The organism is Aestuariivirga litoralis (assembly GCF_003234965.1).
Taxonomy (GTDB): domain Bacteria; phylum Pseudomonadota; class Alphaproteobacteria; order Rhizobiales; family Aestuariivirgaceae; genus Aestuariivirga; species Aestuariivirga litoralis.
This window is the reverse complement of the sequence record NZ_QKVK01000003.1, coordinates 317320-339506: the sequence shown is the minus strand read 5'-3', so window position 1 is coordinate 339506 and position 22187 is coordinate 317320. Positions and strand designations below refer to the sequence as shown.

The following is a 22187-nucleotide window of genomic DNA, read 5'->3' as shown; positions in this document are numbered from 1 at the left end:
CGTGACGCCCGGGATCAAGCCGGAGCTTCGGTGGCCACCAGCTTCCAGTTGGGATCGCGCGAGCCGACATCACGCTCGAAGGTCCAGACATCGGTAACCTGGCGAATTTCGCTCGGGTTGCCGTCAACCACCTGCCCAGCCTTGTCATAGGTGGCAGAGATGAGTTCACTCACGAATTCGACGGTGATCGAGGCCTTTCGCCCGGTGAGATCCGCCTGCAGGATCGTCGCCTTGTCGATTCCGACAAATCGCGACTCAACACGCTGTCCGTAACTCGTCCGGCCATCGATGGCGCGTGAAAACCCGTCGAAAACCTCCTTTGACAGGAGGTTCTTGAGCGCTGCCTTGTCGCCCTTGGCAAAGGCATCGATGATCATCTCGTAGGCCAGCTTCGCGCCCTCGACGAAGCCGCGCGGCGAGAAGGCAGGATCCGTACCCGCGATCCGCTCCAGGCCCGATGCAAGAGCCGAACCATCTTCGGCATAGCCCTTCCAAACCGGAAGCGCCGGTTCCCGGTCAGCGCTGTCCTTCGCACTTGGGGGTGGCGTTTCAGGCAGACGGGTTACGGGGGCGTTCGGGTCCTGCGTGCCCCGCCGGGTGCCGAACAAGTCGAATGGGGGCTTTTCGGTGCCGGTCCTGGTACCAAGAACGGAACGGAGCCGCCAGAAGACCACAAGGGCCACGGCCAGGAGCAGGATGTTCAGCGGGTCAAAACTCATTCCATCAACCAGTTGGCGATTTTCCGAAGATTGCGCTTCCCGCGGAAGCATGACGCCGCGGCCAGTGCAGCCTATATATAGGCGGGACCTCCGCGGTCCAAGACCAAAGGACAGTCTTCCGAGCCATGATCCGAACACTTCCACTCCTGTTCCTCGCCGCCGCCGCGGCTGAGATTGCTTCCATCATCTGGGTTGGAAAGCTGATCGGCATCGTTCCGACCCTGCTCCTGATGATGCTGGGCGGCGTGATCGGCGTCCGACTGATTAAATCTGCCGGAACTGGCATCGTCGCCGCGCTGCGATCACCTGTCCAGTCCGCATCGCCGCTGAAGGGTCTCGGAGGCCTCGCGGCAGCCCAAACCGCATCCGGACTGCTTTTCCTTCTTCCCGGCTTCTTCAGTGATGCTGTGGCGCTGTTACTGTTCCTGCCCGGGGTGCGGAGGTGGATCGGTCAGCGGTTCGTAGTCGAAACTTACTCAACACCACCTGCCGGGCAGCGACGCTACGACCGGATCATCGAGGCAGAAGCGGTGGAGATCTCGGGTGATATCGAACCGCCTGACCGGGCGGGGCGCTGAGGCGCTATGCCTCTCCCGCTTGCGGGCCCGCAGAGCACATGTTAGCGAGAACCACTTCCAGAAAGAGGCTGATGATGACCGATACCCCGAAGTCCGACGCTGCACCGGAAACCCAGGAAAACGGAGCGGCCGGCGGCGGTCAAGCGACCCAGGAACAGCCGTCCATGCGGATTCTCGGGCAATATCTGAAGGACCTGAGCTTCGAAAATCCCAATGCACCGCACTCGCTCTCCCAGGAAGCGCCAGAAATCAGCGTTTCGGTGAACGTCAATGCCCGGCCGCTCGCCGCAACGGACTTCGAGGTTGAACTGCACCTCGATGCCAAGGCCATGGCACAGGACAAGGTCGCTTTCGCGGCTGAACTCGTCTACGCGGGGACCTTCCGGCTTGAAAACTTCCCCCAGCAGCTTCTGCATCCGGCCGTTCTCATCGAATGCCCGCGCATGCTATTTCCGTTCGCGCGGCAAATCATGGCCGAGGCAACCCGCAATGGTGGTTTCCCGCCCCTGATGCTCGACCCCATCGACTTTGCTGCGATGTACCAGCGCCGCATGCAACAGCAGACCGTGGGCCAGGCCTGAGCTAGTTCAGGCCCTGTTTCCACAGGGCCTGATCGCCGAGCTCTGCTACGAAGGCAGCATGGGCTATCCGCTCACTTTCGGTGAGCCTGCTCGGCAGTGGAACAGAGCGCTGCTGCGCCAGTTGGGTTGCAACCACGGCTGCAGCCTTCCTGGTCACTGCGGCCTCGAGAACCAGGGCGGTTTGCCGCCCGCCTATAAGTTCCAGATAGACTTCAGCCAGGAGCTCTGAGTCGAGCAGCGCGCCATGCTTGCTGCGCTTGCTGTTGTCGATGCCGTATCGCCGGCACAAGGCATCCAGGCTGTTGCCCGCACCCGGGTGTTTCTGCCTGGCGATGTGCAGCGTGTCGATCACCCGCTCTGGAGGGATCGCGGGCATCCGCAGGAAACCCAGCTCGGCATTTATGAAAGCCATGTCGAAGCTGGCATTGTGGATGATCAGCACATCCTCGCCGATGAACTGCAGAAAATCCTGGGCAATGGCGCCGAACACCGGCTTGTCCTTCAGGAAGGCGCTGGACAGGCCGTGTACAGCCTCTGCCTCCTTCGGCATGTCCCGTTCGGGATTGATATAGACATGGAAGGTGCGGCCAGTGGGCAGGTGATTCAGCAGTTCCACTGCGCCAATTTCAACGATCCGGTCTCCCGTGGCGGGATCGAGGCCGGTCGTTTCCGTATCGAGGATGATTTCCCGCATTATGCTCTAGGTTCCCCTGCTTCCCTCATACATGCGATCACACGGTCGACCTCGCGCGCCGTCTCGGCAAGGCTGACGGATGTATCTATCACGAAATCGGCGCGTGCGCGCTTCTCCGCGTCCGGCATCTGTCGAGACAGGATGAAATCCAACTTCTCGGCGGACATGCCGGGACGCGCCAAGGCCCTCTTGCGCTGCAGCGAGGGATTGGTGGAAACAACGATCACGACATCAACGTCCCTTTCGCGCTGTGTCTCGAACAGCAGGGGAATGTCCAGCAAGGCGATGTCAGACTGCTGTGCGGCTTCGGCGAGGAAGTGGGTCTGCCGGTCCCTCACGAGCGGGTGCACAACCGACTCGATCTTTCCGAGAAGTGCAGGATCGGCCTGGACAAGTGCGGCGAGCCTGCGGCGGTCAACAGCCTCATCGATGACGGCTTCTGGCACCAGGGCGCGCAGCGGCTCAACCGCCGCACCTCCCCTTGCATAGAGTTCATGAACCGCCGCGTCGCTGTCGAAGACCGGAATGCCACGCGCGGCAAACATCTTCGCCGTTTCGCTCTTGCCCATCGCAATCGAGCCTGTGAGGCCTGCAACGATCATGTCATAGGGACCGGATTGATGTCGCGGACGACGAGTTCACGCAGCTCAGGTGTGACCTCGGGGGTCACCCCGAACCACAGCGAAAAACCGCGCACCGCCTGGTGCAACAACATGCCGAGCCCCTCCACAACAATGTTGCCGCGCGCCGCCGCATCTTCAAGAAGTCGGGTGCGGAGCGGCGTGTACACGATATCGGTGACCACGGTCCTCTCCCCCAGTCGCGACAGGTCGATCCCCAGTTCTGGCTGGCCTCTCATGCCGAGTGAGGTGGTGTTGACCAGCAGGCTGCAATCGCCAAGGTGATCCGGAGCCCTGTCCCAGTCGATCGGCACCACCCGTGTTCCGAAGCGTGCGCGGAGTTGTTCAGCCTTCTCGCGTGTGCGGTTCGCAACCACCACTTCGGTTGCGCCTTGCTCAAGAATGGCATTCACCACCGCGACAGAGGCACCTCCCGCACCGAGCACGACGGTCCGGGTATTCGCGAGCTGCAGCTCGGGTGCACCTTGCTTCAGGCTGTTGATGAAACCCTCGCCATCCGTGTTGGTGCCGAGCAGCTGGCCATCACGGATATACACGGTGTTGACCGCACCAAGACGCTCGGTCGTGTCGTCGGCACGACTGACGAGGTTGAACACTGCTTCCTTGTGCGGAATGGTGACATTGCAGCCTGCGTAACCTTTATTCCCCAGGCCACTCATGAAGGCTTCGAGCGATGATGGCTCGACAGGCTGGCGCGTGTAGCTGCCGCTGATGCCGTGTTGCTGCAGCCAATAGCCGTGGATGATCGGAGAACGCGAATGGCTGATCGGCCAGCCTATGACACAAGCCTTGATCACGAGGCGATTTCCCCGATGGCCCGCAATTGCGCCAGAAGGGGCACAAGTGGCAGGCCAAGGATGGTGAAATGGTCACCCGCAATGCTGTCGAACAGCTGCACACCTGGACCCTCGATCTTGTAGCCGCCCACCGAGGTCGTGCAGTCTTCGCCAATCCGATCCAGATAGCTCTCGAGAAACGCGTCGCTGTAATCGCGCATGGTGAGCAGCGCCTCATCGGCATGCGCCCACATGATTTTGCCATCATGCGCCACAACCACGGCTGATATCAGAGCATGTGTGCGTCCACGCAATTGCCGCAGTTGCTCACGGCAATGAGCACGGTCACGCGGCTTGCCATAGATCCCATCACCGAGGGCCAGCACTTGATCGGCGCCTATGACGAAAGCATGCGCATGGCGTTGCGATACATCGATAGCCTTGGCTTCGGCCAGGCGGACTGCTGTTTCCCGCGGTCGCCAGTGTGGATTGGCCGTGATGAGCGACTTTTCATCAACTCCCGGCGATGTGGCGATGAACTCCAGACCAGCATTGCGCAGCATTGCCTGTCGGGTGGCACTGGTGGAAGCGAGAACGATCATGTCACTTGTCGATACGCTTGGTGTCTGACAGCATGTTGAGGATAGTGGCAGCGATCTCCTCGACCGAGCGGCGGGTCACGTCGATCATGGGCCAGTCATGGTTGGAGCATAGGGTTTTCATCAGCATCAGTTCGTCGGTAATCTGTCGTGGATCGATGTAGTCCGTCGCGCGGCTTTCCTTCAAGGAGAGCAAGCGATGCCGCCGGATCTGCGCGATGCGTTCTGCACTGGCAATCAGGCCGACGATGAGCGGACCCTTGAGTTCAGTCAACTTCTGTGGAACGGGAATGCTTGGCACGATGGGTATATTCGCTGTACGGATACCGCGCTGCGCAAGGTAGATGGACGTCGGAGTTTTCGATGTCCGGCTCACGCCGAGGATGACGACATCGGCCTTTTCGAGATCGTCAATGCTCTGGCCATCATCATGCGCCATGGTGAAGTTGAGCGCGTCGATACGGCGGAAGTAGTCGGAATTCAAAGCATGCTGTCCGCCCACCTGTGGGCGAGACGTCGCGTTGAGATATTGCGACAGGATTGAAATGATCGGGTCGAGGATGGAGAGGCAGGGAACACCCATGGCCTCGCACTGCTCTTCAAGATGACGGCGGATATCCGGGTTGATGAGGGTGAACAGCACAATGCCCGGCTGCTCCTCGATTTCGCGTAGTGCGCGGTTCAGCTGCGACGGCGTCCGCACCAGTGCATAAATGTGGGCGATCGGGCGGAAGTCGGAATATTGTGCGGCCGCGGCCTTGGCGACGGTATTCAGCGTCTCTCCCGTGGCATCGGATACGAGATGAAGATGGAAATAGCGCTGTGGGCCGGACTGGGACATTGTGTGGATGGATTGTGGACGCTGTTGATATCGGGCGCGGTGGCTTGGGCTCTCTCCAGTTTCTCCCGGTGCCCATCCACAGACAGGCCCTGGCGCGCGATAGCGCATCTGGCTTGTGGACAAGAGACCGCAAAAGCCGGAGTGAAGCCCTGACGGTGGTACCGGTTGTAGTGCATTAACGATCTGTTAACACGTCTTAAATTTTGGTTAAGGGGATCGCTTCGCGATAAGGTTCAAGGATGCACTTGACCTGTGGACGATCATTGGATTGGGTTGTATCCCGCTTCCGGCAGGCCAAACAAAAGAGACAAGAAGAGTCAGAATGATAGAGACAGGGAAGGGTGTCACGGCATCCCGTAGTGCATTACTCGATGTTCTGACCCGGAAACCGGCCGAGCGGCGGCCCATGTGGTTCATGCGCCAGGCGGGGCGCTACTTGCCGGAGTACCGCGCCGTGCGGGAAAAGGCAGGATCCTTCCTCGATCTCTGCTACAATCCCGAATTGGCGGCTGAGGTAACTGTTCAGCCTCTCAGGCGCTATGATCTCGACGCGGCGATCCTGTTCGCTGACATTCTGGTAGTTCCCCACGCCATGGGACTGCCGCTGAAGTTCGCCGAGGGTGAAGGCCCAGTCTTGGGCACCGTCCGCAGTTTGGAGGACCTGGCTCGCCTGAGGCCGGTTGATGGCAGTTTCGAGGTTACCCAGGTTTGCCGCACCGTCGGGCTTACCCGGGAATTGCTGTCTCCCCACCATGCGCTGATTGGATTCTGTGGGGCTCCCTGGACCGTGGCAAGCTACATGGTGGCAGGTGGCAGCTCGGATCGCGTCCAGGCAAAGGTTGCGGCTTATCAGCGGCAGCCATGGTTTTGCGCCTTGATCGACCGGTTGGTGAAGGAGTCGGTCGATTATTTGGCCGCCCAGGCCGAGGCCGGCGCGCAGGCTGTGCAGATCTTCGATTCCTGGGCCGGGGACCTGGTTGGTACCGAACTCGAGGATTTCGTGTTGAAGCCGCTGTCGGCTGTGGTGGCAGGGGTTAAGGCGCGGCATCCCTCGTTGCCCGTCATCGTCTTTGCCCGGGGGGTGGGCATGGCCCAGCGCAAGGCGGCGGCAATTCCTGGCGCCAATGCCATTGGAGTCGAAACCGAGTTCGAGCTGGCCGATTTGCCGAAGGACGTCGTGGTGCAGGGCAATCTCGACCCGGTTGCGCTACTCGCCGGGACGGAGGTCGTGGCAGCCGAGGTGCGTCGCATCTGCGGCAGCGTTGACCGCCAGCGGCATATCTTCAACCTCGGCCATGGCATACGGCTTGGAACCGATCCAGCAGTCGTTGGCGCGGTGGTGGATGCAGTCAGGCGCTGCGATGAGTGACGCCTACGGCTGGGTGAAGGTCGTGCACGTCCTGGCCGTCATTTCGTGGATGGCAGGGCTGTTCTACTTGCCGCGTCTATTTGTCTATCATGCTGAAAACGAAGGAAAATATGATATTTCTCCGGTTTTCAAGGTGATGGAGCGACGGCTTCTGAAGGCCATTATGCGACCTGCCGCGCTGGTTGCTGTTGTGACAGGCGCAATGCTCATTCATCTGGGTGGCTGGGAACTTGCCATGCCCGTTTGGCTGTGGCTGAAATTGCTGCTGGTCCTGGGGATGCTGGGCTTTCATGGGTTGCTTGAGGTTCATGCTGCGCGTTTCCGGGATGACCGCGAGACCCGGTCGGGACGCTACTTTCGCATCATCAACGAGATCCCGACGCTGTTGCTGATTGGGATCGTTATTCTCGTGATCATAAAGCCGTTCTGAGTTTGTTGTTGGCGGGTGCCATCGGACCGGCTATATTGAGCGTGCTTCGCATCGCCGACGGCTTGATGCGCCCCCGCCTCAACGTTCCCGCCACAGGGCCGGAACTCCCCATAGTGAAAAGATAATGACTGCCATTGCTGACCTGAAAGAGATCAAGCTTCAGGATCTCAAGTTGAAGACACCGGCTGAGCTCGTTTCGCTCGCCGAGGAACTGGAAGTTGAAAACGCGAGTGCTCTTCGCAAGCAAGAGTTGCTATTTGCGATTCTCAAGAACCTTGCTGCCCGCGACGTAGAGATCATCGGCGAAGGTGTTGTCGAAGTGCTGCAGGACGGCTTTGGCTTCCTGCGTTCACCGGACGCGAATTACCTGGCCGGTCCCGACGACATCTATATCAGTCCGAGCCAGATCCGGAAGTTCACACTCCGCACGGGAGACACTGTCGAGGGCCAGATCCGCAGCCCAAAGGAGGGCGAGCGATATTTTGCCCTCGTAAAGGTCAACCGGATCAACTTCGAGGATCCGGAAAAGACCCGCCACAAGGTCCATTTCGATAATCTCACCCCTCTCTATCCCGACGAACGCCTGGAAATGGAGACGGGTGATCCGACCAAGAAGGATTACTCCTCCCGGGTCATCGACATCGTTTCGCCGCTCGGCAAGGGCCAGCGCGGGCTGATCGTTGCCCCGCCCCGCACCGGCAAGACGGTGCTTCTGCAGAACATTGCCCATGCCATCACCGCAAACCATCCGGAATGCTACCTCATTGTGTTGCTCATCGACGAGCGGCCGGAGGAAGTGACCGACATGCAGCGCTCGGTGAAGGGGGAGGTCATCAGCTCCACCTTCGACGAACCTGCCTCTCGCCATGTGCAGGTGGCGGAAATGGTGATCGAGAAGGCCAAGCGCCTTGTGGAGCATGGTCGTGACGTCGTGATCCTGCTCGACTCCATCACACGCCTGGGTCGCGCCTACAACACCGTGGTGCCGTCCTCCGGCAAGGTGCTGACAGGTGGCGTTGACGCCAATGCCCTGCAGCGTCCGAAGCGCTTCTTTGGTGCGGCGCGCAACATCGAGGAGGGTGGCTCCCTCACCATCATCGCCACCGCACTGATTGATACCGGCAGCCGCATGGACGAGGTGATTTTCGAAGAGTTCAAGGGTACTGGCAACTCGGAAATCATCCTTGACCGCAAGGTGGCGGACAAGCGCGTTTTCCCGGCCATCGATATCCTCCGTTCCGGAACCCGCAAGGAAGAGCTCCTGGTGAAGCCGGATCTACTCAAGAAGACTTATGTCCTAAGGCGTATTCTCAACCCCATGGGGACGGTAGACGCCATCGAGTTCCTGCTCGACAAACTGCGCCAGACCAAGGGCAACAGCGACTTCTTCGACTCCATGAACGCCTAAACACGGCTCGCCGTCGTTCGATTCGAGGTCGAAATGACAGCTATGGATACGATTTTCGCCTTGTCCTCCGGGGCCGGGCGATCGGCCGTGGCAGTCATACGCATCTCTGGACCGGCTGCATCCGATGTTCTCGCCCGCGTCGCCGGCGGGAAGCCCGCTGCGCGGGTGGTCGCACTCCGCACGATCCGAGATCCGGTCACCGGGGAGGCGCTTGACCGGGGAATGGTGCTTTGGAGTCCGGCACCCCGTTCTTTTACTGGCGAAGACTGCGCCGAGCTTCATTTGCATGGCAGCGCCGCAGTGGTGGGCGCCGTTCTTAAGGCCTTGAACGGGCAACCGGGCCTGCGACCGGCCGAGGCGGGTGAATTCACCCGTCGTGCATTCCTGAACGGGAAAATGGACCTTGTGGAGGCGGAGGGTTTGGCCGACCTGCTGCAGGCAAGGACTGCTGGCCAGCGGCGGCAGGCCTTTCGCCAGATGTCCGGAATGGCAAGCTCCGTGTTCGATGCCTGGCGCCGGCAACTCCTTCTCATCCGCGCTGATATCGAGGCTGTGGTTGATTTTGCTGATGAACCTGGCGTTGCCGAAGAAGCCTCATCGGGCATTGATGCCCGCATTTCCATACTGGCTACCGAGATGTCGAGCGCTCTTCAGAAATCTGCGGCAGCGGAAGTGGTTCGCGACGGCGTGCGAGTGGTTTTGGCTGGCCGGCCCAACACGGGCAAATCCAGTCTGCTGAACGCACTGGCGCGCCGCGAGGCGGCCATTGTCTCGGAGATCCCAGGTACAACCCGGGATGCTATTGAGGTCAGTCTCGACATCAACGGCATTCCCGTAAACCTCACCGATACGGCTGGATTGCGCGATGGAGCGGCCGATGTTGTCGAGGAGGAAGGAATCCGCCGCTCCCGGACCCACATCGCGGAGGCTGATATTGTGGTGTGGGTGTGGTCGTCGGATGTGCCAGGAAGCCGAACGCCCGATGGTGTGCCGGGCTTGGTGGTTCAGAACAAGGCTGACCTCGACTCGGGACTCTTCCGAAACGACCCGATGTCCGATGATCGCCCGCTCCGTGTCTCAACTCTCACCGGAGAGGGAATTTCCGGATTACTACAGAAGTTAACGGCCGTTCTTCAGCACCATTACGGTGACGTCGAGTCATCCTTGCTGGTATCGGCTCGCCAGACTGCCGCCGTGCAGCGATCGATTCGGCTCCTAAACGACGCGCTCGCGGTCCCGGCCGAACATCTCGAGATCAAGGCGGAGCAGATCCGCAGCTCGTCTGAAGAAATCGGGCGACTCACGGGGCGGATAGGTGTCGAGGAGTGGCTGGGGGAAATCTTTAGCCGCTTTTGTATTGGCAAGTGACCTGTTTCACGTGAAACGCTGACGCCTTTTGACCTCCCGGCGTGCTTGGCGTAGGAAGGCGGCATGAACCCCAAGTTTGATGTCATCGTCATTGGCGGCGGACACGCCGGAACTGAAGCTGCGGCCGCTGCCGCACGCATGGGTGCCCGAACCGCCCTCCTCACTCATCGGGCAAGCACCATAGGCGAAATGTCCTGCAATCCGGCCATTGGTGGGCTGGGAAAAGGGCATCTGGTTCGTGAGATAGACGCGCTTGACGGCCTTATGGGACGCGTGGCCGACTTAGCTGGAATTCAATTCAGGCTTTTGAACAGGTCGAAGGGTCCAGCCGTGCGTGGTCCTCGAGCGCAGGCAGACCGAAAGCTGTATCGTAACGCAATGCAGGCTGCCATTGCTGCGCAGACGAACCTCTCGGTTATCGAAGGCGCTGCGCAAGCTTTGTGTATCGCGGGCGGCCGCGTAACCGGGGTTACCTGCGATGACGGGCGGGAACTCCGCTGTCATGCGGCGGTGCTGACAACCGGGACCTTCCTCAACGGGCTCATTCACATCGGCGACCGTCGCATTCCCGCAGGACGGCATGGTGAGCCTCCAAGCCGTGGCTTTTCAGAGCAACTCGCGGCTCTTGGCCTGCAGCTCGGACGTCTCAAGACTGGCACACCTGCGCGCTTGGATGGCGGCACGATTGCATGGCACCAACTTGAGGAACAGAAGGGTGACGATATCCCGGTTCCGTTTTCCTTTCTCACACGGAGCATAGAAACGCGGCAGGTGTCATGCTTCATCACATCAACGACGCCTGCGGGCCATCGCCTGATCCGGGAAAACATGCACCGGTCGCCGCTCTATTCAGGCCAGATCGAGGGGGTGGGGCCAAGATACTGTCCCTCGATCGAGGACAAGGTACAGCGATTCCGGGACAAGGAAAGTCATCAGGTTTTCCTTGAGCCTGAGGGGCTGGATGACGACACAGTCTATCCCAACGGTATCTCGACTTCCCTGCCAGAGGATGTTCAGGAAGGCTTCATTCGCAGCATGCCGGGCCTGGAGAATGTCGTGATCCGGCGCTGGGGGTATGCCATCGAGTATGACTATCTTGATCCCCGAGAATTGACCGCCTCGCTGGAAGTTAAGCGACTTCACGGACTATTCCTTGCCGGACAGATCAATGGCACCACGGGTTATGAGGAAGCTGCGGCTCAGGGGCTCGTTGCGGGCGCCAATGCCGCCCGTCGGGCTGGTGAACAGCCGCCCCTGCTGCTTGATCGCTCGAAAGCCTATATCGGCGTGATGATCGACGATCTGGTAACCCGCGGTGTGGCTGAGCCCTACCGCATGTTCACCTCGCGGGCCGAGTACCGGCTCTCGCTGCGGTCGGATAACGCGGACCTCCGGCTCACGCCGCTCGGCATGGCGGCCGGTCTTGTCAGCGGCGACAGGGAATCCGCCTTCCGCCTGCGCGAGAATTCTATCAGACAAGGTCTGGAACTTGCCCGGTCCTGTACGCTCACGTCGGGTGAAGCGGCCCGCAGGGGGCTAAAGGTCAACCAGGACGGCCAGCGGCGCACTGCCCTTGACCTTCTTGCCATGCCGGAGATTGGCTGGACGGGGGTTACCACTCTCTGGCCCGAGCTTCGTACTCTCTCGCCGGGCGTCGTGGAGGCGGTGGAAGCAGAGGCTCTCTATGCGGGTTATCTGGAACGACAGGAGGCGGACATCGCAGCCCTCCGGAGGGAGGAAAATCTCGCCCTCCCTGCCGGACTGGACTATACCGGGATGGCCAGCCTGTCAGCCGAGCTTCGCTCCAAGCTTTCCACCGTGCAGCCAGCTACCCTCGGCCAGGCCTCTCGGATCGATGGAATGACTCCTGCTGCCCTCGCGGTCATTCTGGGCCACGTGAAGCGTCGGGATCGGCAGAGTGCAGCATGAGTTCTCCGGAGGCTCAAGCCATTCTTGATCGTTTCGATGTTTCACGTGAGTCACGCGAAAAGATCGAAATATACGTGAAACTGTTGCTCACCTGGCAGCAGCGCATCAACCTGATCGGTCCCGCCACGGTAGGATCCGTCTGGCAAAGACATGTCTGCGACTCCCTTCAGCTTCTGCCGCTCCTCCCGTCAGGTACGACGCGGATCGCCGAACTGGGATCTGGGGCTGGCATTCCGGGTCTGATGCTTGCAATGACGGCTGATCTTGAGGCCTATCTCTATGAGAGCAACGGCAAAAAGGCCGCCTTTCTGCGGGAGGCGGCCCGGCTGACCGGTACCCGCGCAACAATCTTCAATATCCGGCTTGAAAGCCTCGCCGGCAAGACAGGTGTTCCGCGTGTTGATTGCGTCGTCGCCCGCGCCCTCGCACCCCTGCCACTGCTGCTGGATTATGCCGCACCCTTCCTCTCCCAGGGGTCCATCGGTCTTTTTCACAAGGGACAAGATGTAGACGCCGAATTGACCGAAGCCACAAAATACTGGAGAATGGATGTGTTGAAGCACGCGAGCAAATGTGACTCGCGCGGCGTCATTCTCGAAATCCGTGAGGCCACCCGTGTCTGATCAGCTTCCTGCCAGTGCATCTGCACCGGCCCCGCGCATTCTCACGGTTGCCAACCAGAAGGGCGGGGTGGGCAAGACCACGACGGCAATCAACCTTGGCACCGCACTCGCGGCTGTTGGTGAACGGGTCCTGATCGTGGACCTGGATCCGCAAGGAAATGCCAGTACTGGATTGGGTGTGCACCGGCGTCCGGGGCAGAAATCGACCTACCACGTTCTCATGGGAGAGGCATCGCTGCGCAATGTGATCGTCGACTCCGGCATTCCGCGGCTGCACTGCGCACCTTCTACCATGGATCTTCTCGGCGCCGAGCTTGAGTTGGCCGATATTGATCGCAAGACCTACCGGCTGGCGGATGCCATCGCACAACTGTGCCGCGAAAATGATCCGGAACGCAGCTACAGCTATGTGCTGGTCGATTGTCCACCGTCGCTGAACCTGCTCACAATCAATTCCCTGTCGGCGGCCGACGCCATCCTCGTGCCGCTGCAGTGCGAGTTCTTCGCACTCGAGGGCCTGAGCCAGCTCATCAAGACGGTGGAACGGGTTAAAACCAACCTCAATCCCCGCCTCACCATCCAGGGCGTGGTGCTGACCATGTTCGACCGGCGCAATAACCTGTCCGAACAAGTCGCAGAGGATGTGCGCAGTGTGTTGGGTGACAAGGTCTACCAGACGGTCATACCGCGCAACGTGCGCATTTCCGAGGCGCCTTCGCACGGCAAGCCGGTACTGCTCTACGACAACGGATGTGTGGGTTCGCAGGCCTATATCCGGCTGGCTTCGGAAATCATCCGGCGTGAACGTGAGCTTCGGGCGGCCTAGATTCGATTCCGTAACGACTGCGTAGCGAAGAAGTAGCGAAGAAAAAGAGTAGGACGAGACATGGACATGGGCAGCACACCCAAAAAGCGGCTCGGTCGTGGACTGGCCGCGCTGATCGGCGAAGATACCAGCGAGGAAGCGGTGGTGCAGGATGTACGCACGCTGCGCCACATGCCCATCGACCTGCTCAAGGCGAGCCCCAACAACCCTCGCAAGAGCTTCGCAGAAACCGATCTCGATGACCTCTCCAAATCAATCCGCGAAAAGGGCCTGCTGCAGCCCATCGTGGTGAGGCCCATCGCCAATGGCGAATATGAAATCGTCGCCGGCGAGCGCCGCTGGCGCGCTGCGCAGCGGGCCGGTGTGCATGACGTTCCGGTGCTGATCCGCGACCTTACCGACGGCGAAGCGCTCGAGATCGCATTGATCGAAAACATCCAGCGTTCCGATCTCAATCCGCTGGAAGAGGCTCGTGCCTACGGGCTCCTGCTTGAGCAGTTCAGCTATACCCAGCAGCAACTCGCCGACTCCATTGGCAAGAGCCGCAGCCACATTGCCAATACGCTGCGCCTGATGAACCTGCCAGAAGCCGTGCGCGCTGAAATCGAGCAGGGGCGCCTCACCGCCGGTCACGCGCGGGCCCTGGTCGCAACCGATTCGCCAGCGGAACTTGCCGCACAAATCATCAAGCTGGGACTGTCCGTGCGCGAGGCTGAGAATCTGGCCCGTGAAGCTTCAGCTCCCAGGAAGCCGAAAGTGAAGGCGGAAAAGGATGCCGACACCCGGGCGCTCGAAAAACTCGTTTCCGAAGCGATTGGCCTCAAGCTCGAGATCACCCACAAGGGTGACGGCAGCGGCACGCTGCTGATCACCTACAAAACGCTGGACCAGCTTGAGGACGTTTGCCGCCGCCTGCAGTCGTGACCCCTAGTGCCGGAAGTGCCTGATGCCGGTAAAGACCATGGCCAGGCCCTTCTCGTCCGCTGCGCGAATCACATCGGCATCCTTCATTGACCCGCCCGGCTGGATCACCGCCGTGGCGCCCGCCTCGGCCGCCTGCAGCAGGCCGTCAGGGAAAGGGAAGAAGGCATCGGAAGCTACCACCGAGCCGCGGATCGACGGATGGGCCAGTCCTGCCTCGCGCGAGACATCCTCATTCTTCCGGGCCGCAATCCGCGCCGAATCCACGCGCGACATCTGCCCCGCCCCGATCCCGACGGTTGCCCCGTCCTTCGCATAGACGATGGCGTTGGACTTCACATGCTTGGCGACCCGGAAGGCAAAGCGGAGATCCGCGAGTTCCGCGGGCGTAGGCTGCCGCTTCGTCACCACCCTGAGGTCCATCCCATCGATCGACATGGCATCCCGCGTCTGAACCAGCAGGCCACCGCCGACGGACTTCACCGCCAGTCCCGTGCCGGACATCGGCTTGCCGTCCAGCAACAGAAGACGTAGGTTTTTCTTCCTCGCAACGATCTCGACGGCCTTTTCATCTGCATACGGAGCAATGATCACCTCGGTGAATAGCTCGGTGATTTCGCCCGCCGTATCTGCGTCCAGAGGGCGGCTCAAGGCTATGATGCCACCAAAAGCACTCACTGGGTCGCAGGCCAAGGCCTTGCGATAGGCGTCAACCGCATTGTGCCCCACGGCAACTCCACAAGGGTTGGCGTGCTTGACGATGACACAGGCCGCTCCTTCGCTGTTGCCAAACTCCGACAGGCATTCGAGCGCCGCGTCGGTATCGTTGATGTTGTTGTAGGAAAGTTCCTTGCCCTGTATCTGGCGCGCGGCAGCGATGCCGAAGCTCTGCCCGGGCGTTGCATAGAATGCACCCTGCTGGTGCGGATTCTCACCATAGCGCAGGCCCTGCAGCCTTCGACCACCGGTCGCGAAGTAGCTGCCAAAGGTCTCGCCTGACTGCGTACCAAACCACTGACTGATCGCTGCATCATAGCTTGCGGTGCGTGCGAAAGCCTTGGCAGCCAGGTTGCGGCGGGTCTTCAAGGTCGTGACATTCCCACCGCTGGCGAGCTCACCTGCAACTAGTTCATAATCATCCGGATCGATGATGACTGTCACGTCGTCATGATTCTTCGCAGCGGCGCGGATCATCGCCGGGCCTCCGACGTCGATGTTCTCGATGGTATCTTCCCACGACGCACCGCGAGCCACCGTGGCTTCGAATGGGTAGAGGTTGACCACCAGAAGACCGATCGGACTGATGCCATGCTCAGAAATGGCTGCGTTGTGGTCGGCATTGGCGCGAACGCCGAGGAGGCCACCGTGGATGGCGGGGTGAAGGGTCTTGACCCGGCCGTCCATGATTTCTGGAAAGCCCGTCACGCTCGATACCTCGATGACCGGAAGACCCGCCTCGGTGAGCGCCCTGGCCGTACCACCCGTCGAGATCAACTCGATTCCCAACGATACGAGCCTGGTCGCGAAGGAGATGAGGCCGGTCTTGTCGGAAACGGACAGCAACGCACGGCGCACGGGTTCAGTCATCTGAGGCCTCGAGTGTTGATCATCCGCCCCATAGCACTTTCGCGGTGTGGCACAAACTCAGGCTCGGCGACGCAGTGCCGCGGCAAAGAAGCCATCCATGCCCTGGGCCTCGCCATAGCGCATGGATGGCAAGGTCCTTACCCAGCCCTCGGGTTTCGCGGCACCCTGCGGCAACCAATTGCCGCTCGCAGGAACGATCTCGAACCCGGGCGTGTCAGCGAGAAACCCGCGAATCCGCATCTCGCCTTCCTCCGGTTCCAGCGAACACGAGCAGTAGACCAGCATTCCGCCTGGCTTTGTCAACGCAGCCGCCCGGCGCAGCATTCGCCGCTGCAATCCGGCGAGTTCCCGAACCTGGGCCTCGTCTCTCAGGTAGGGAAGTTCGGGGTGGCGCCGAATGGTGCCGGTGGCAGAGCAGGGCGCATCCAGCAGGACGGCATCCCACTCCCCCGCCAGGTTCGGGTTCAGCACGTCCGCAGCCAGAATCGTCGCGGCAAGTCCCGTGCGCCTCAGGTTCTCCCGCAACCGACCAAGACGCGCTTCCGAGAGATCAACCGCCGTTACCTCGCCCCCGGACGCTGCCAGTTGCAGGGTCTTGCCGCCGGGAGCGGCACAGAGGTCGAGTATGGTCTTGCCCTGCACCTCACCAAGCAATCTGACCGGGATCGTGGCCGCTGCATCCTGGATCCACCATGAACCCTCGGCAAAGCCAGGAAGTTCCGGTACAGCGGCATGGCCGGCAGGCAGCCGCAGCTGGCCATTCGGCAAGAGCGCTCCGCCCAAGACGTCGCGCCAATCTCCCACACCCCCGGCAAAACTGATGTCCAGGCCAGGCCGGTCAGCATGAGCCATGGCGATGGCCCGTGCCTCATCGGCACCGTAGTGCTTCACCCAGCGGGTCCACAGCCAGTCGGGCGTGTTGAGGCGCGGCGTATCGAGGCCCTCGCGCAAGCCTGCTCCGCCCGCCGCCACCTTGCGCAGCACAGCATTGACGAGGCCTGAAAAGTGCAATGCATTCCTGTCGGCCTTGGCGCAGCGTACAGCGAGATCGATCACCGCGTGCGGCGCCAACTGCAGAAAGAGCAGCTGCGCCACGCCCAGCACCAGAATATCGCGCGCCGGCCCTGACTTGCGCGGCAGGGGTCGATCAAGCAGCTTCGCCAGAATGGCATCGATCTCGCCCTTGTGCCGGAAACTGGTCAGCAACAAGGACGAAAGGAAGGCACGATCACGCAGCTCCAAGGCCTGTGCCTCCCTGTTGCCTGAGATCGCGTCTTCTACGGTCAGCCGCCGCTCCACAGAGGTGCGCAGGAGTTGCGCTGCGAGACGACGGACCTCAAGCCCATGGGCGGCAGCCGACGTCATCCCCAGGGCCCGGACCTGTGGCGCGGCACCGCCCCCCAGGGACCTGCTTCCTGCCTCCGAGCAGGACCCATCTCGGCGGCGATCTTCTGCAATTCGGCAATCCGGGTGCCTGGATCCGGGTGGGTGGAGAACAGATTGTCCATGCGCATGCCGGACAGCGGGTTGATGATGAACATGTGCGCCGTCGCCGGGTTCGCTTCCGCACTGGCATTCTGAATCTGATGAGCAGCGCCGGAAATCTTGCCCAAGGCCGAGGCCAGCGCCAACGGCTGGCCGGAGATTTCCGCTCCGCCGCGGTCCGCGCCATATTCCCGCGTGCGGCTGATTGCCATTTGCACCAGCATCGCGGCAATGGGCGCCACGACAATCATCACGATCACGCCGATGGGTCCAAGCGGATTGTTGCGGTCGCGGCTGCCGCCGAAGAGCATGCCGAAATTGGCGAGCATGGAAATGGCGCCGGCGATAGTGGCCGTCATGGTCATGACGAGCGTGTCACGGTGGCGGATATGGGCCAGTTCATGCGCCATCACGCCGGCAATCTCATCGCGGTCGAGCAGGTTCAGCAGGCCCGTGGTGGCGGCCACCGCGGCATTTTCCGGATTGCGGCCCGTGGCGAAAGCATTGGGCTGCGGATTGTCCATGATGTAGACCTTGGGCATGGGCAGGCCAGCGCGCTGGGCAAGCTCTTCCACCAGCCCATAGAATTCCGGCGCGCTCTGGCGGTCCACCTGCCGGGCGCCATGCATGCGCAGTACCATCTTGTCGGCATTCCAGTAGGCGAAAACATTCATGCCTGCGGCAAGCAGGAAAGCGATGAACATGCCCTGCTGCCGGCCCAGCAGATAGCCAGCCGCCAGGAACAGTCCCATCAGGGCCGCCATCAGCAATCCGGTGCGCATGGTGTTCATGCTGCCAACTCCTCCTTGCCAAATGCCTTGGCAGACCTCCATATGAGGGCAATGAACCCCGACCACAAGCCCGTGCCCGAAAGGCAGCTTTCCCCCGAGGCCCGGCGCGCACTGGCCGAGGCGGAGGAGCGCCGCAAGACCATGCCGCCCGTGGCATTGCCGAAGGAAGTCAATGGTCGCGACGGGCCCGAGCCCACGCGTTTCGGCGACTGGGAGAAGAAGGGCATCGCGTCCGACTTCTGATCAGGCGAAGCCCAGCTTGCGGCGTATGTCCTCCGCGGTCGTGCCCGCAGCGCGCAGCTGGCGCAGCGATGTGCTGTCCAGGCTCTTCGACAGCTTCTGGCCTGCGGAATCCCGGATCAGTTGATGGTGAAGATAATGCGGTGTCGGAAGGGCAAGTAACCGCTGCAGCAGCTTGTGGAGCGGGGTCGCGGGCTCGATGTCCTGACCGCGCACCACGAGGGTGACGCCCTGCAACGCATCGTCGGTCACCACCGCGATGTGATAACTCGAACCGACGCGGCGCTTGGCGATCATGGCGTCACCCCATTGCCGGGCCTCCCCATCCCCGAGGCGCTCCATGTCAAGGCGCCAGCCATGGGTGTCGCCACGTGTCACTCGCCTCTCTGCCTCTGAGCGTCGCAGGGCGCGGCAGAAGCCGCCATAATGCGGCTGGCCGTCAGGGTCGCAAGTCGGCAAGGCATGGCCCAGCGCTGTCTTGCGCGAGCAGAAGCATGGGTAGATAGCGCTCATCTCCCACAGCCGCGCGAGGTTCGCCTCATAGTCTGCAAAGTGCTGGCTCTGGATCCGGACAGGCTCCTCCCAGTCGAGGCCGAGCCACGCCAGGTCTTCAAATATCGCCTGCACGAATTCGGGCCGGGAACGGGTTTGGTCGGTATCCTCGATGCGCAGCAGCAGGCGGCCTCCCGCTTCCGAGGCCATCCGGGCGTTGAGCAGGGCGGAATAGGCGTGGCCCAGATGCAGGAATCCGTTGGGGCTCGGCGCAAAGCGGAAGACGGGGCGGTGCATGCGATGGTCTTGCGGTCAAAGGGCGCAAAGGTCAAACAGTTGTAATGCATCGACTCGATACCGTGAGTGACCTGGAAGCTGCAGTGTTGTGGCTGGTGAGCAAAGAGCCTCGCTTTGGCGCTGTCGTGGCGCGTCATGGCTTGCCGCCCCTGCGCCACGCAGAGCCAGGTCTGGAGAGCCTGCTACGGATTGTCACGGATCAGCTGATCTCGCTGAGGGCAGGAGAGGCAATCTGGACGCGCCTCGCTGCGCGACTGGGCCAATTTGCACCCGGGGATGTGCTGACCGCGAGCGAGGAGGAATTGCGGGCGCTCGGTCTTTCGACAGCGAAGGCCCGCACCTTCCGGGCCGCCGCCCTGGCCTTCTCCCGTGGCCACTTCGATGGCTCCGCGGATCTGGGCATGGACGAGATTCAGCACAGGCTGCTGGAAATCCCGGGGGTTGGCCCCTGGACTGCCAATATCTACCTCCTGATGGCGTTGCGGGCGGCCGACGCATGGCCAGCCGCCGACCTTGCCCTGCAAGTGGCGGCCCAGGACCTTTTCTCCCTGGGAGATCGACCCTCAACCAGGCGATTGACGGAAATGGGGGAGGCCTGGCGGCCCCGCCGGTCGGCCGCGGCGCTTTTGCTGTGGCGGCACTACCGGGGCCTCCGGGGCATGGCGCCTGGCTGAGGAGGGGTCTTCACAGGATTGCCACACTAGATATAGTAAGCTCCGAGGGAATCGACCCCGTGAGGTGTGCTTGCAGTTCGTGCCGGTTGCGCCGGAAGCTTGCCCTGCCCTGGTTCTCAACGCGGATTTCCGCCCGTTGAGCTACTACCCGCTGTCACTTTGGAGCTGGCAGGACACGATCAAGGCGGTCTTCCTCGACCGGGTGAACATCGTATCGGAATACGACAAGGTGGTCAGGAGCCCGACATTCGAGTTCCGGCTGCCCAGTGTCGTTTCGCTCAAGACCTATGTGAAGCCGTCCCGCACGCCTGCCTTCACGCGTTTCAATGTTTTCCTGCGCGACCGCTTCACTTGCCAGTATTGCGGTGAGCATGATGACCTCACTTTCGATCACGTCATCCCCCGCTCCAAGGGCGGCCAGACGACGTGGGAAAATGTCGTCGCTGCTTGCTCACCCTGCAACCTGCTCAAGGGTGGCTACCTGCCGCAGCAGATCAACATGTATCCGGCGCAGAAGCCGGTGCGGCCGAGCGTGGCGCAACTGCACCGCAATGGGCGCTATTTCCCGCCCAACTACCTGCACGACAGCTGGCAGGACTATCTCTACTGGGATACCGAACTCGACCCCTGAGCGCGTCTCAACCCGGCGACGGCCACCATTGAGAGGCCGAGCGAGATCACCGCATTCCACCCCGCCAGCGACAGGCCGAAGATCCGGATGGCCGGCGTATCACACAGGACCGCGGGCTTGGTGAGATCGGGAAGGCCGCCGCTGAAGCCTGCCTGAGCGGTGCAGGTGGCAGGCCCCGGCCACCATTTCCATTCGACACCCGAGTGATAGATGCCGAACAGCATGCTGCCCAGCCACAGCGCAGCGAGCAGCATGAGCCCGGCTTTCGCAAGTTGCGGGTTATGGGGTCCAACCAGGGATACCAGAAGCGCGAGCGGCACCCCCACATAATAGGCCCAGCGCTGCTTGAGGCAGAGTTCGCAGGGCAGGTAGCCATAGTATTCAAAGATCCAAGCGCCAGCGATGGTGACGAAGGCCACGATGAAGATCAGCAGCGCGGCGCGCTGCGGGGTGAGACTGTTCAACATGACGTCACGCTTCCGGCAAGACCCGAGTATTTGATCGCCATATAGAGCAGGATGATGATCCCCGCCACCATGGCTGCCAACAGACCCAGCCGGCGCTCGATGAAGTTGCGGATCGGATCACCCCAGCGGCGCAGCGCCCAGGCGAGCGCCAAAAAGCGCGCACCGCGCGCAACGATGCAGGAGATGACGAAAAACAGGAAGCTCACCTCCGCCACGCCTGCAAGAATGGTGACGATCTTGATCGGAGGCAGATGTGCCAGACCGGATGTGACGAGGAGCAGCATCAGCGTGTCCTCGCCGGTGCATTGGCGCAAATGCTCGAAATCGTCGAGCTTGCCGTAGAAGCTGAGCACCGGCTTGGCAATTGCCTCGAATGCATAGTGGCCCAGCATATAGCCGGCGATGCCGCCCAGCACGGAGGCAACGGTGGCGATCAGGGCAAAGCGGTAGGCGTGTTTCGGACGTGCCAGTGCCATGGGAAGGAACAGCACATCGGCCGGGATCAGGAAAACCGAACTTTCAACAAAGGCAATGACAGCAAGCCACAGCTCAGCCGTCTTGCGTCCGGCGAGCGACAGGGTCCAGTCGTAAAGTCTTCTCAGCATGGTGGCTCAATCCGTATCGGGTCGCGACTGGCGCAATCGCTTGGTGTGCGCGTGCTTTGACTTCGAGTCGAGGCGCCGGGTCCTGGAAGCGCGGGTGGGCTTGGTTGCGATGCGCCGCTTGGGCCGATGCGCCGCCTTGCGCAGCAACTCGACGAGCTTCTGGAGAGCGATTTCCCGGTTGCGCTCCTGGGAGCGGGTTTCCTGGGCGGTAATGACAAGAATGCCGTCCTGGGTGAGCTGCCGTCCGGCGAGCGGCCGCAACCTCGCCTTGAGGTCGTCGGGCAGGACAGCCTTGCCGACGTCGAAGCGAAGTTCCACGGCGGTGGAGACCTTGTTGACGTTTTGGCCTCCCGGGCCCGAGGCGCGCATGGCGGACCAGGCGAGTTCGCCCTCGTCGATGGCCAGTGAGTCGGTGATCCGGATCATGGGAAATGCTTCTCGCCCTTTACGGTTGACGGCGCAAGGGCGGGCAATTATGCGGGTTTCGGCTTGCCTCTGTGGCGGAATGGTAGACGCGGCAGACTCAAAATCTGTTGCTCGCAAGGGCGTGGGGGTTCGAGTCCCTCCAGGGGCACCAGCCACGCATTGCGGCTGCCGCAGATTGGACCGATTCCT

Annotated in this window: 26 protein-coding genes and 1 tRNA gene; 14 read left to right on the top strand and 13 right to left on the bottom strand. The window is 61.4% G+C overall.

Features of this window, described 5'->3' with window-relative positions; all coding sequences use genetic code 11:
* Window positions 1–14 precede the first annotated feature (14 nt).
* Window positions 15–719: a Tim44/TimA family putative adaptor protein gene (locus DK847_RS08935; RefSeq protein ID WP_111197879.1), complete on the bottom strand. Its 705-nt coding sequence runs from the start codon at window positions 717–719 to the stop codon at window positions 15–17.
* Window positions 720–844: 125 nt separating this feature from the next.
* Between DK847_RS08935 and DK847_RS08930 the strand changes: the two genes are divergently transcribed.
* Window positions 845–1297 carry an FxsA family protein gene (locus DK847_RS08930; protein ID WP_111197877.1) on the top strand — a complete coding sequence of 151 codons (453 nt, stop codon included), beginning with the start codon at window positions 845–847 and terminating at the stop codon, window positions 1295–1297.
* 74 nt (window positions 1298–1371) lie between these two features.
* Window positions 1372–1878 carry a protein-export chaperone SecB gene (gene secB / locus DK847_RS08925; RefSeq protein WP_111198151.1) on the top strand — a complete coding sequence of 169 codons (507 nt, stop codon included), beginning with the start codon at window positions 1372–1374 and terminating at the stop codon, window positions 1876–1878.
* 1 nt (window position 1879) lies between these two features.
* Here secB and dnaQ read toward each other — a convergent pair whose 3' ends face one another.
* From dnaQ to DK847_RS08900, 5 genes are read right to left on the bottom strand one after another with little or no spacing between them, the layout of a single operon-like run.
* A complete protein-coding gene (gene dnaQ / locus DK847_RS08920; protein ID WP_111197875.1) occupies window positions 1880–2572 on the bottom strand; it encodes a DNA polymerase III subunit epsilon in 693 nt (230 codons plus the stop codon).
* On the bottom strand, window positions 2572–3174 hold the full coding sequence (coaE, locus tag DK847_RS08915) for a dephospho-CoA kinase (RefSeq protein ID WP_111197873.1): 603 nt from the start codon (window positions 3172–3174) through the stop codon (window positions 2572–2574). Before coaE ends, dnaQ begins: the two co-directional genes overlap by 1 nt.
* A complete protein-coding gene (locus DK847_RS08910; RefSeq protein WP_111197872.1) occupies window positions 3171–4010 on the bottom strand; it encodes a shikimate dehydrogenase in 840 nt (279 codons plus the stop codon). The genes coaE and DK847_RS08910 overlap by 4 nt, the downstream gene beginning before the upstream one ends.
* Window positions 4007–4591: a Maf family protein gene (locus DK847_RS08905; protein ID WP_111197870.1), complete on the bottom strand. Its 585-nt coding sequence runs from the start codon at window positions 4589–4591 to the stop codon at window positions 4007–4009. Before DK847_RS08905 ends, DK847_RS08910 begins: the two co-directional genes overlap by 4 nt.
* Window position 4592: 1 nt before the next feature.
* Window positions 4593–5429 carry a pyruvate, water dikinase regulatory protein gene (locus DK847_RS08900; RefSeq protein WP_111197869.1) on the bottom strand — a complete coding sequence of 279 codons (837 nt, stop codon included), beginning with the start codon at window positions 5427–5429 and terminating at the stop codon, window positions 4593–4595.
* A gap of 322 nt (window positions 5430–5751) precedes the next feature.
* Between DK847_RS08900 and hemE the strand changes: the two genes are divergently transcribed.
* The 8 genes from hemE (at window position 5752) to DK847_RS08860 (ending at window position 14306) form a co-directional block, all read left to right on the top strand.
* Window positions 5752–6798 (top strand): uroporphyrinogen decarboxylase, encoded by a 1047-nt coding sequence (hemE, locus tag DK847_RS08895; RefSeq protein WP_111197867.1) that lies wholly within the window; start codon window positions 5752–5754, stop codon window positions 6796–6798.
* Entirely contained in the window at window positions 6791–7228 is a 438-nt protein-coding gene (gene hemJ, locus DK847_RS08890; RefSeq protein WP_111198149.1) for a protoporphyrinogen oxidase HemJ, read from the top strand. The genes hemE and hemJ overlap by 8 nt, the downstream gene beginning before the upstream one ends.
* A gap of 142 nt (window positions 7229–7370) precedes the next feature.
* Complete coding sequence (gene rho / locus DK847_RS08885; RefSeq protein WP_111198148.1) at window positions 7371–8636, top strand: transcription termination factor Rho; 1266 nt, start codon at window positions 7371–7373, stop codon at window positions 8634–8636.
* A gap of 42 nt (window positions 8637–8678) precedes the next feature.
* Window positions 8679–10004: a tRNA uridine-5-carboxymethylaminomethyl(34) synthesis GTPase MnmE gene (gene mnmE / locus DK847_RS08880; RefSeq protein ID WP_245414564.1), complete on the top strand. Its 1326-nt coding sequence runs from the start codon at window positions 8679–8681 to the stop codon at window positions 10002–10004.
* A 63-nt stretch (window positions 10005–10067) separates the two neighbouring features.
* Entirely contained in the window at window positions 10068–11933 is a 1866-nt protein-coding gene (gene mnmG, locus DK847_RS08875; protein ID WP_111197864.1) for a tRNA uridine-5-carboxymethylaminomethyl(34) synthesis enzyme MnmG, read from the top strand.
* Window positions 11930–12556: a 16S rRNA (guanine(527)-N(7))-methyltransferase RsmG gene (rsmG, locus tag DK847_RS08870; RefSeq protein WP_111197862.1), complete on the top strand. Its 627-nt coding sequence runs from the start codon at window positions 11930–11932 to the stop codon at window positions 12554–12556. The genes mnmG and rsmG overlap by 4 nt, the downstream gene beginning before the upstream one ends.
* On the top strand, window positions 12549–13382 hold the full coding sequence (locus DK847_RS08865; protein ID WP_111197860.1) for a ParA family protein: 834 nt from the start codon (window positions 12549–12551) through the stop codon (window positions 13380–13382). The genes rsmG and DK847_RS08865 overlap by 8 nt, the downstream gene beginning before the upstream one ends.
* 60 nt (window positions 13383–13442) lie before the next feature.
* Window positions 13443–14306 carry a ParB/RepB/Spo0J family partition protein gene (locus DK847_RS08860; protein WP_342634752.1) on the top strand — a complete coding sequence of 288 codons (864 nt, stop codon included), beginning with the start codon at window positions 13443–13445 and terminating at the stop codon, window positions 14304–14306.
* Window positions 14307–14309: 3 nt separating this feature from the next.
* Here the strand turns inward: DK847_RS08860 and purH are convergent, their stop codons facing one another.
* From purH to htpX, 3 genes are read right to left on the bottom strand one after another with little or no spacing between them, the layout of a single operon-like run.
* A complete protein-coding gene (gene purH / locus DK847_RS08855) occupies window positions 14310–15890 on the bottom strand; it encodes a bifunctional phosphoribosylaminoimidazolecarboxamide formyltransferase/IMP cyclohydrolase (protein ID WP_111197857.1) in 1581 nt (526 codons plus the stop codon).
* 57 nt (window positions 15891–15947) lie between these two features.
* Window positions 15948–17255, bottom strand: coding sequence for an RsmB/NOP family class I SAM-dependent RNA methyltransferase (locus DK847_RS08850; RefSeq protein WP_111197855.1), 1308 nt, complete (start codon window positions 17253–17255; stop codon window positions 15948–15950).
* A complete protein-coding gene (htpX, locus tag DK847_RS08845; RefSeq protein ID WP_111197853.1) occupies window positions 17252–18166 on the bottom strand; it encodes a zinc metalloprotease HtpX in 915 nt (304 codons plus the stop codon). Before htpX ends, DK847_RS08850 begins: the two co-directional genes overlap by 4 nt.
* A 51-nt stretch (window positions 18167–18217) precedes the next feature.
* On the opposite strand from htpX, the gene DK847_RS08840 reads away from it, so the two are divergent.
* On the top strand, window positions 18218–18409 hold the full coding sequence (locus tag DK847_RS08840) for a DUF1674 domain-containing protein (protein WP_111197852.1): 192 nt from the start codon (window positions 18218–18220) through the stop codon (window positions 18407–18409).
* On the opposite strand, the gene gluQRS is transcribed toward DK847_RS08840, so the two are convergent.
* Window positions 18410–19195, bottom strand: a complete 786-nt coding sequence (gene gluQRS, locus DK847_RS08835) for a tRNA glutamyl-Q(34) synthetase GluQRS (RefSeq protein WP_111197850.1) — start codon at window positions 19193–19195, stop codon at window positions 18410–18412. It abuts the gene before it with no gap.
* 44 nt (window positions 19196–19239) lie between these two features.
* Here gluQRS and DK847_RS08830 point away from each other — a divergent pair, with 44 nt between their 5' ends.
* Together DK847_RS08830 and DK847_RS08825 are read left to right on the top strand one after the other, a co-directional pair.
* Complete coding sequence (locus DK847_RS08830; RefSeq protein WP_111197848.1) at window positions 19240–19869, top strand: DNA-3-methyladenine glycosylase family protein; 630 nt, start codon at window positions 19240–19242, stop codon at window positions 19867–19869.
* Between the two features lie 70 nt (window positions 19870–19939).
* The gene (locus DK847_RS08825) at window positions 19940–20500 is read left to right on the top strand and encodes an HNH endonuclease (RefSeq protein WP_111197847.1); all 561 of its coding nucleotides are present in this window, start codon (window positions 19940–19942) and stop codon (window positions 20498–20500) included.
* On the opposite strand, the gene DK847_RS08820 is transcribed toward DK847_RS08825, so the two are convergent.
* From DK847_RS08820 to arfB, 3 genes are read right to left on the bottom strand one after another with little or no spacing between them, the layout of a single operon-like run.
* On the bottom strand, window positions 20473–20967 hold the full coding sequence (locus DK847_RS08820; protein ID WP_111197845.1) for a disulfide bond formation protein B: 495 nt from the start codon (window positions 20965–20967) through the stop codon (window positions 20473–20475). The two genes, DK847_RS08825 and DK847_RS08820, sit on opposite strands and share 28 nt — an antisense overlap.
* Window positions 20961–21572 (bottom strand): YqaA family protein, encoded by a 612-nt coding sequence (locus DK847_RS08815; protein ID WP_111197843.1) that lies wholly within the window; start codon window positions 21570–21572, stop codon window positions 20961–20963. The genes DK847_RS08820 and DK847_RS08815 overlap by 7 nt, the downstream gene beginning before the upstream one ends.
* A gap of 6 nt (window positions 21573–21578) precedes the next feature.
* The gene (gene arfB / locus DK847_RS08810) at window positions 21579–21998 is read right to left on the bottom strand and encodes an alternative ribosome rescue aminoacyl-tRNA hydrolase ArfB (RefSeq protein ID WP_111197842.1); all 420 of its coding nucleotides are present in this window, start codon (window positions 21996–21998) and stop codon (window positions 21579–21581) included.
* A 65-nt stretch (window positions 21999–22063) separates the two neighbouring features.
* Between arfB and DK847_RS08805 the strand changes: the two genes are divergently transcribed.
* Window positions 22064–22149: transfer RNA gene (locus tag DK847_RS08805), tRNA-Leu, on the top strand.
* Window positions 22150–22187 lie beyond the last annotated feature (38 nt).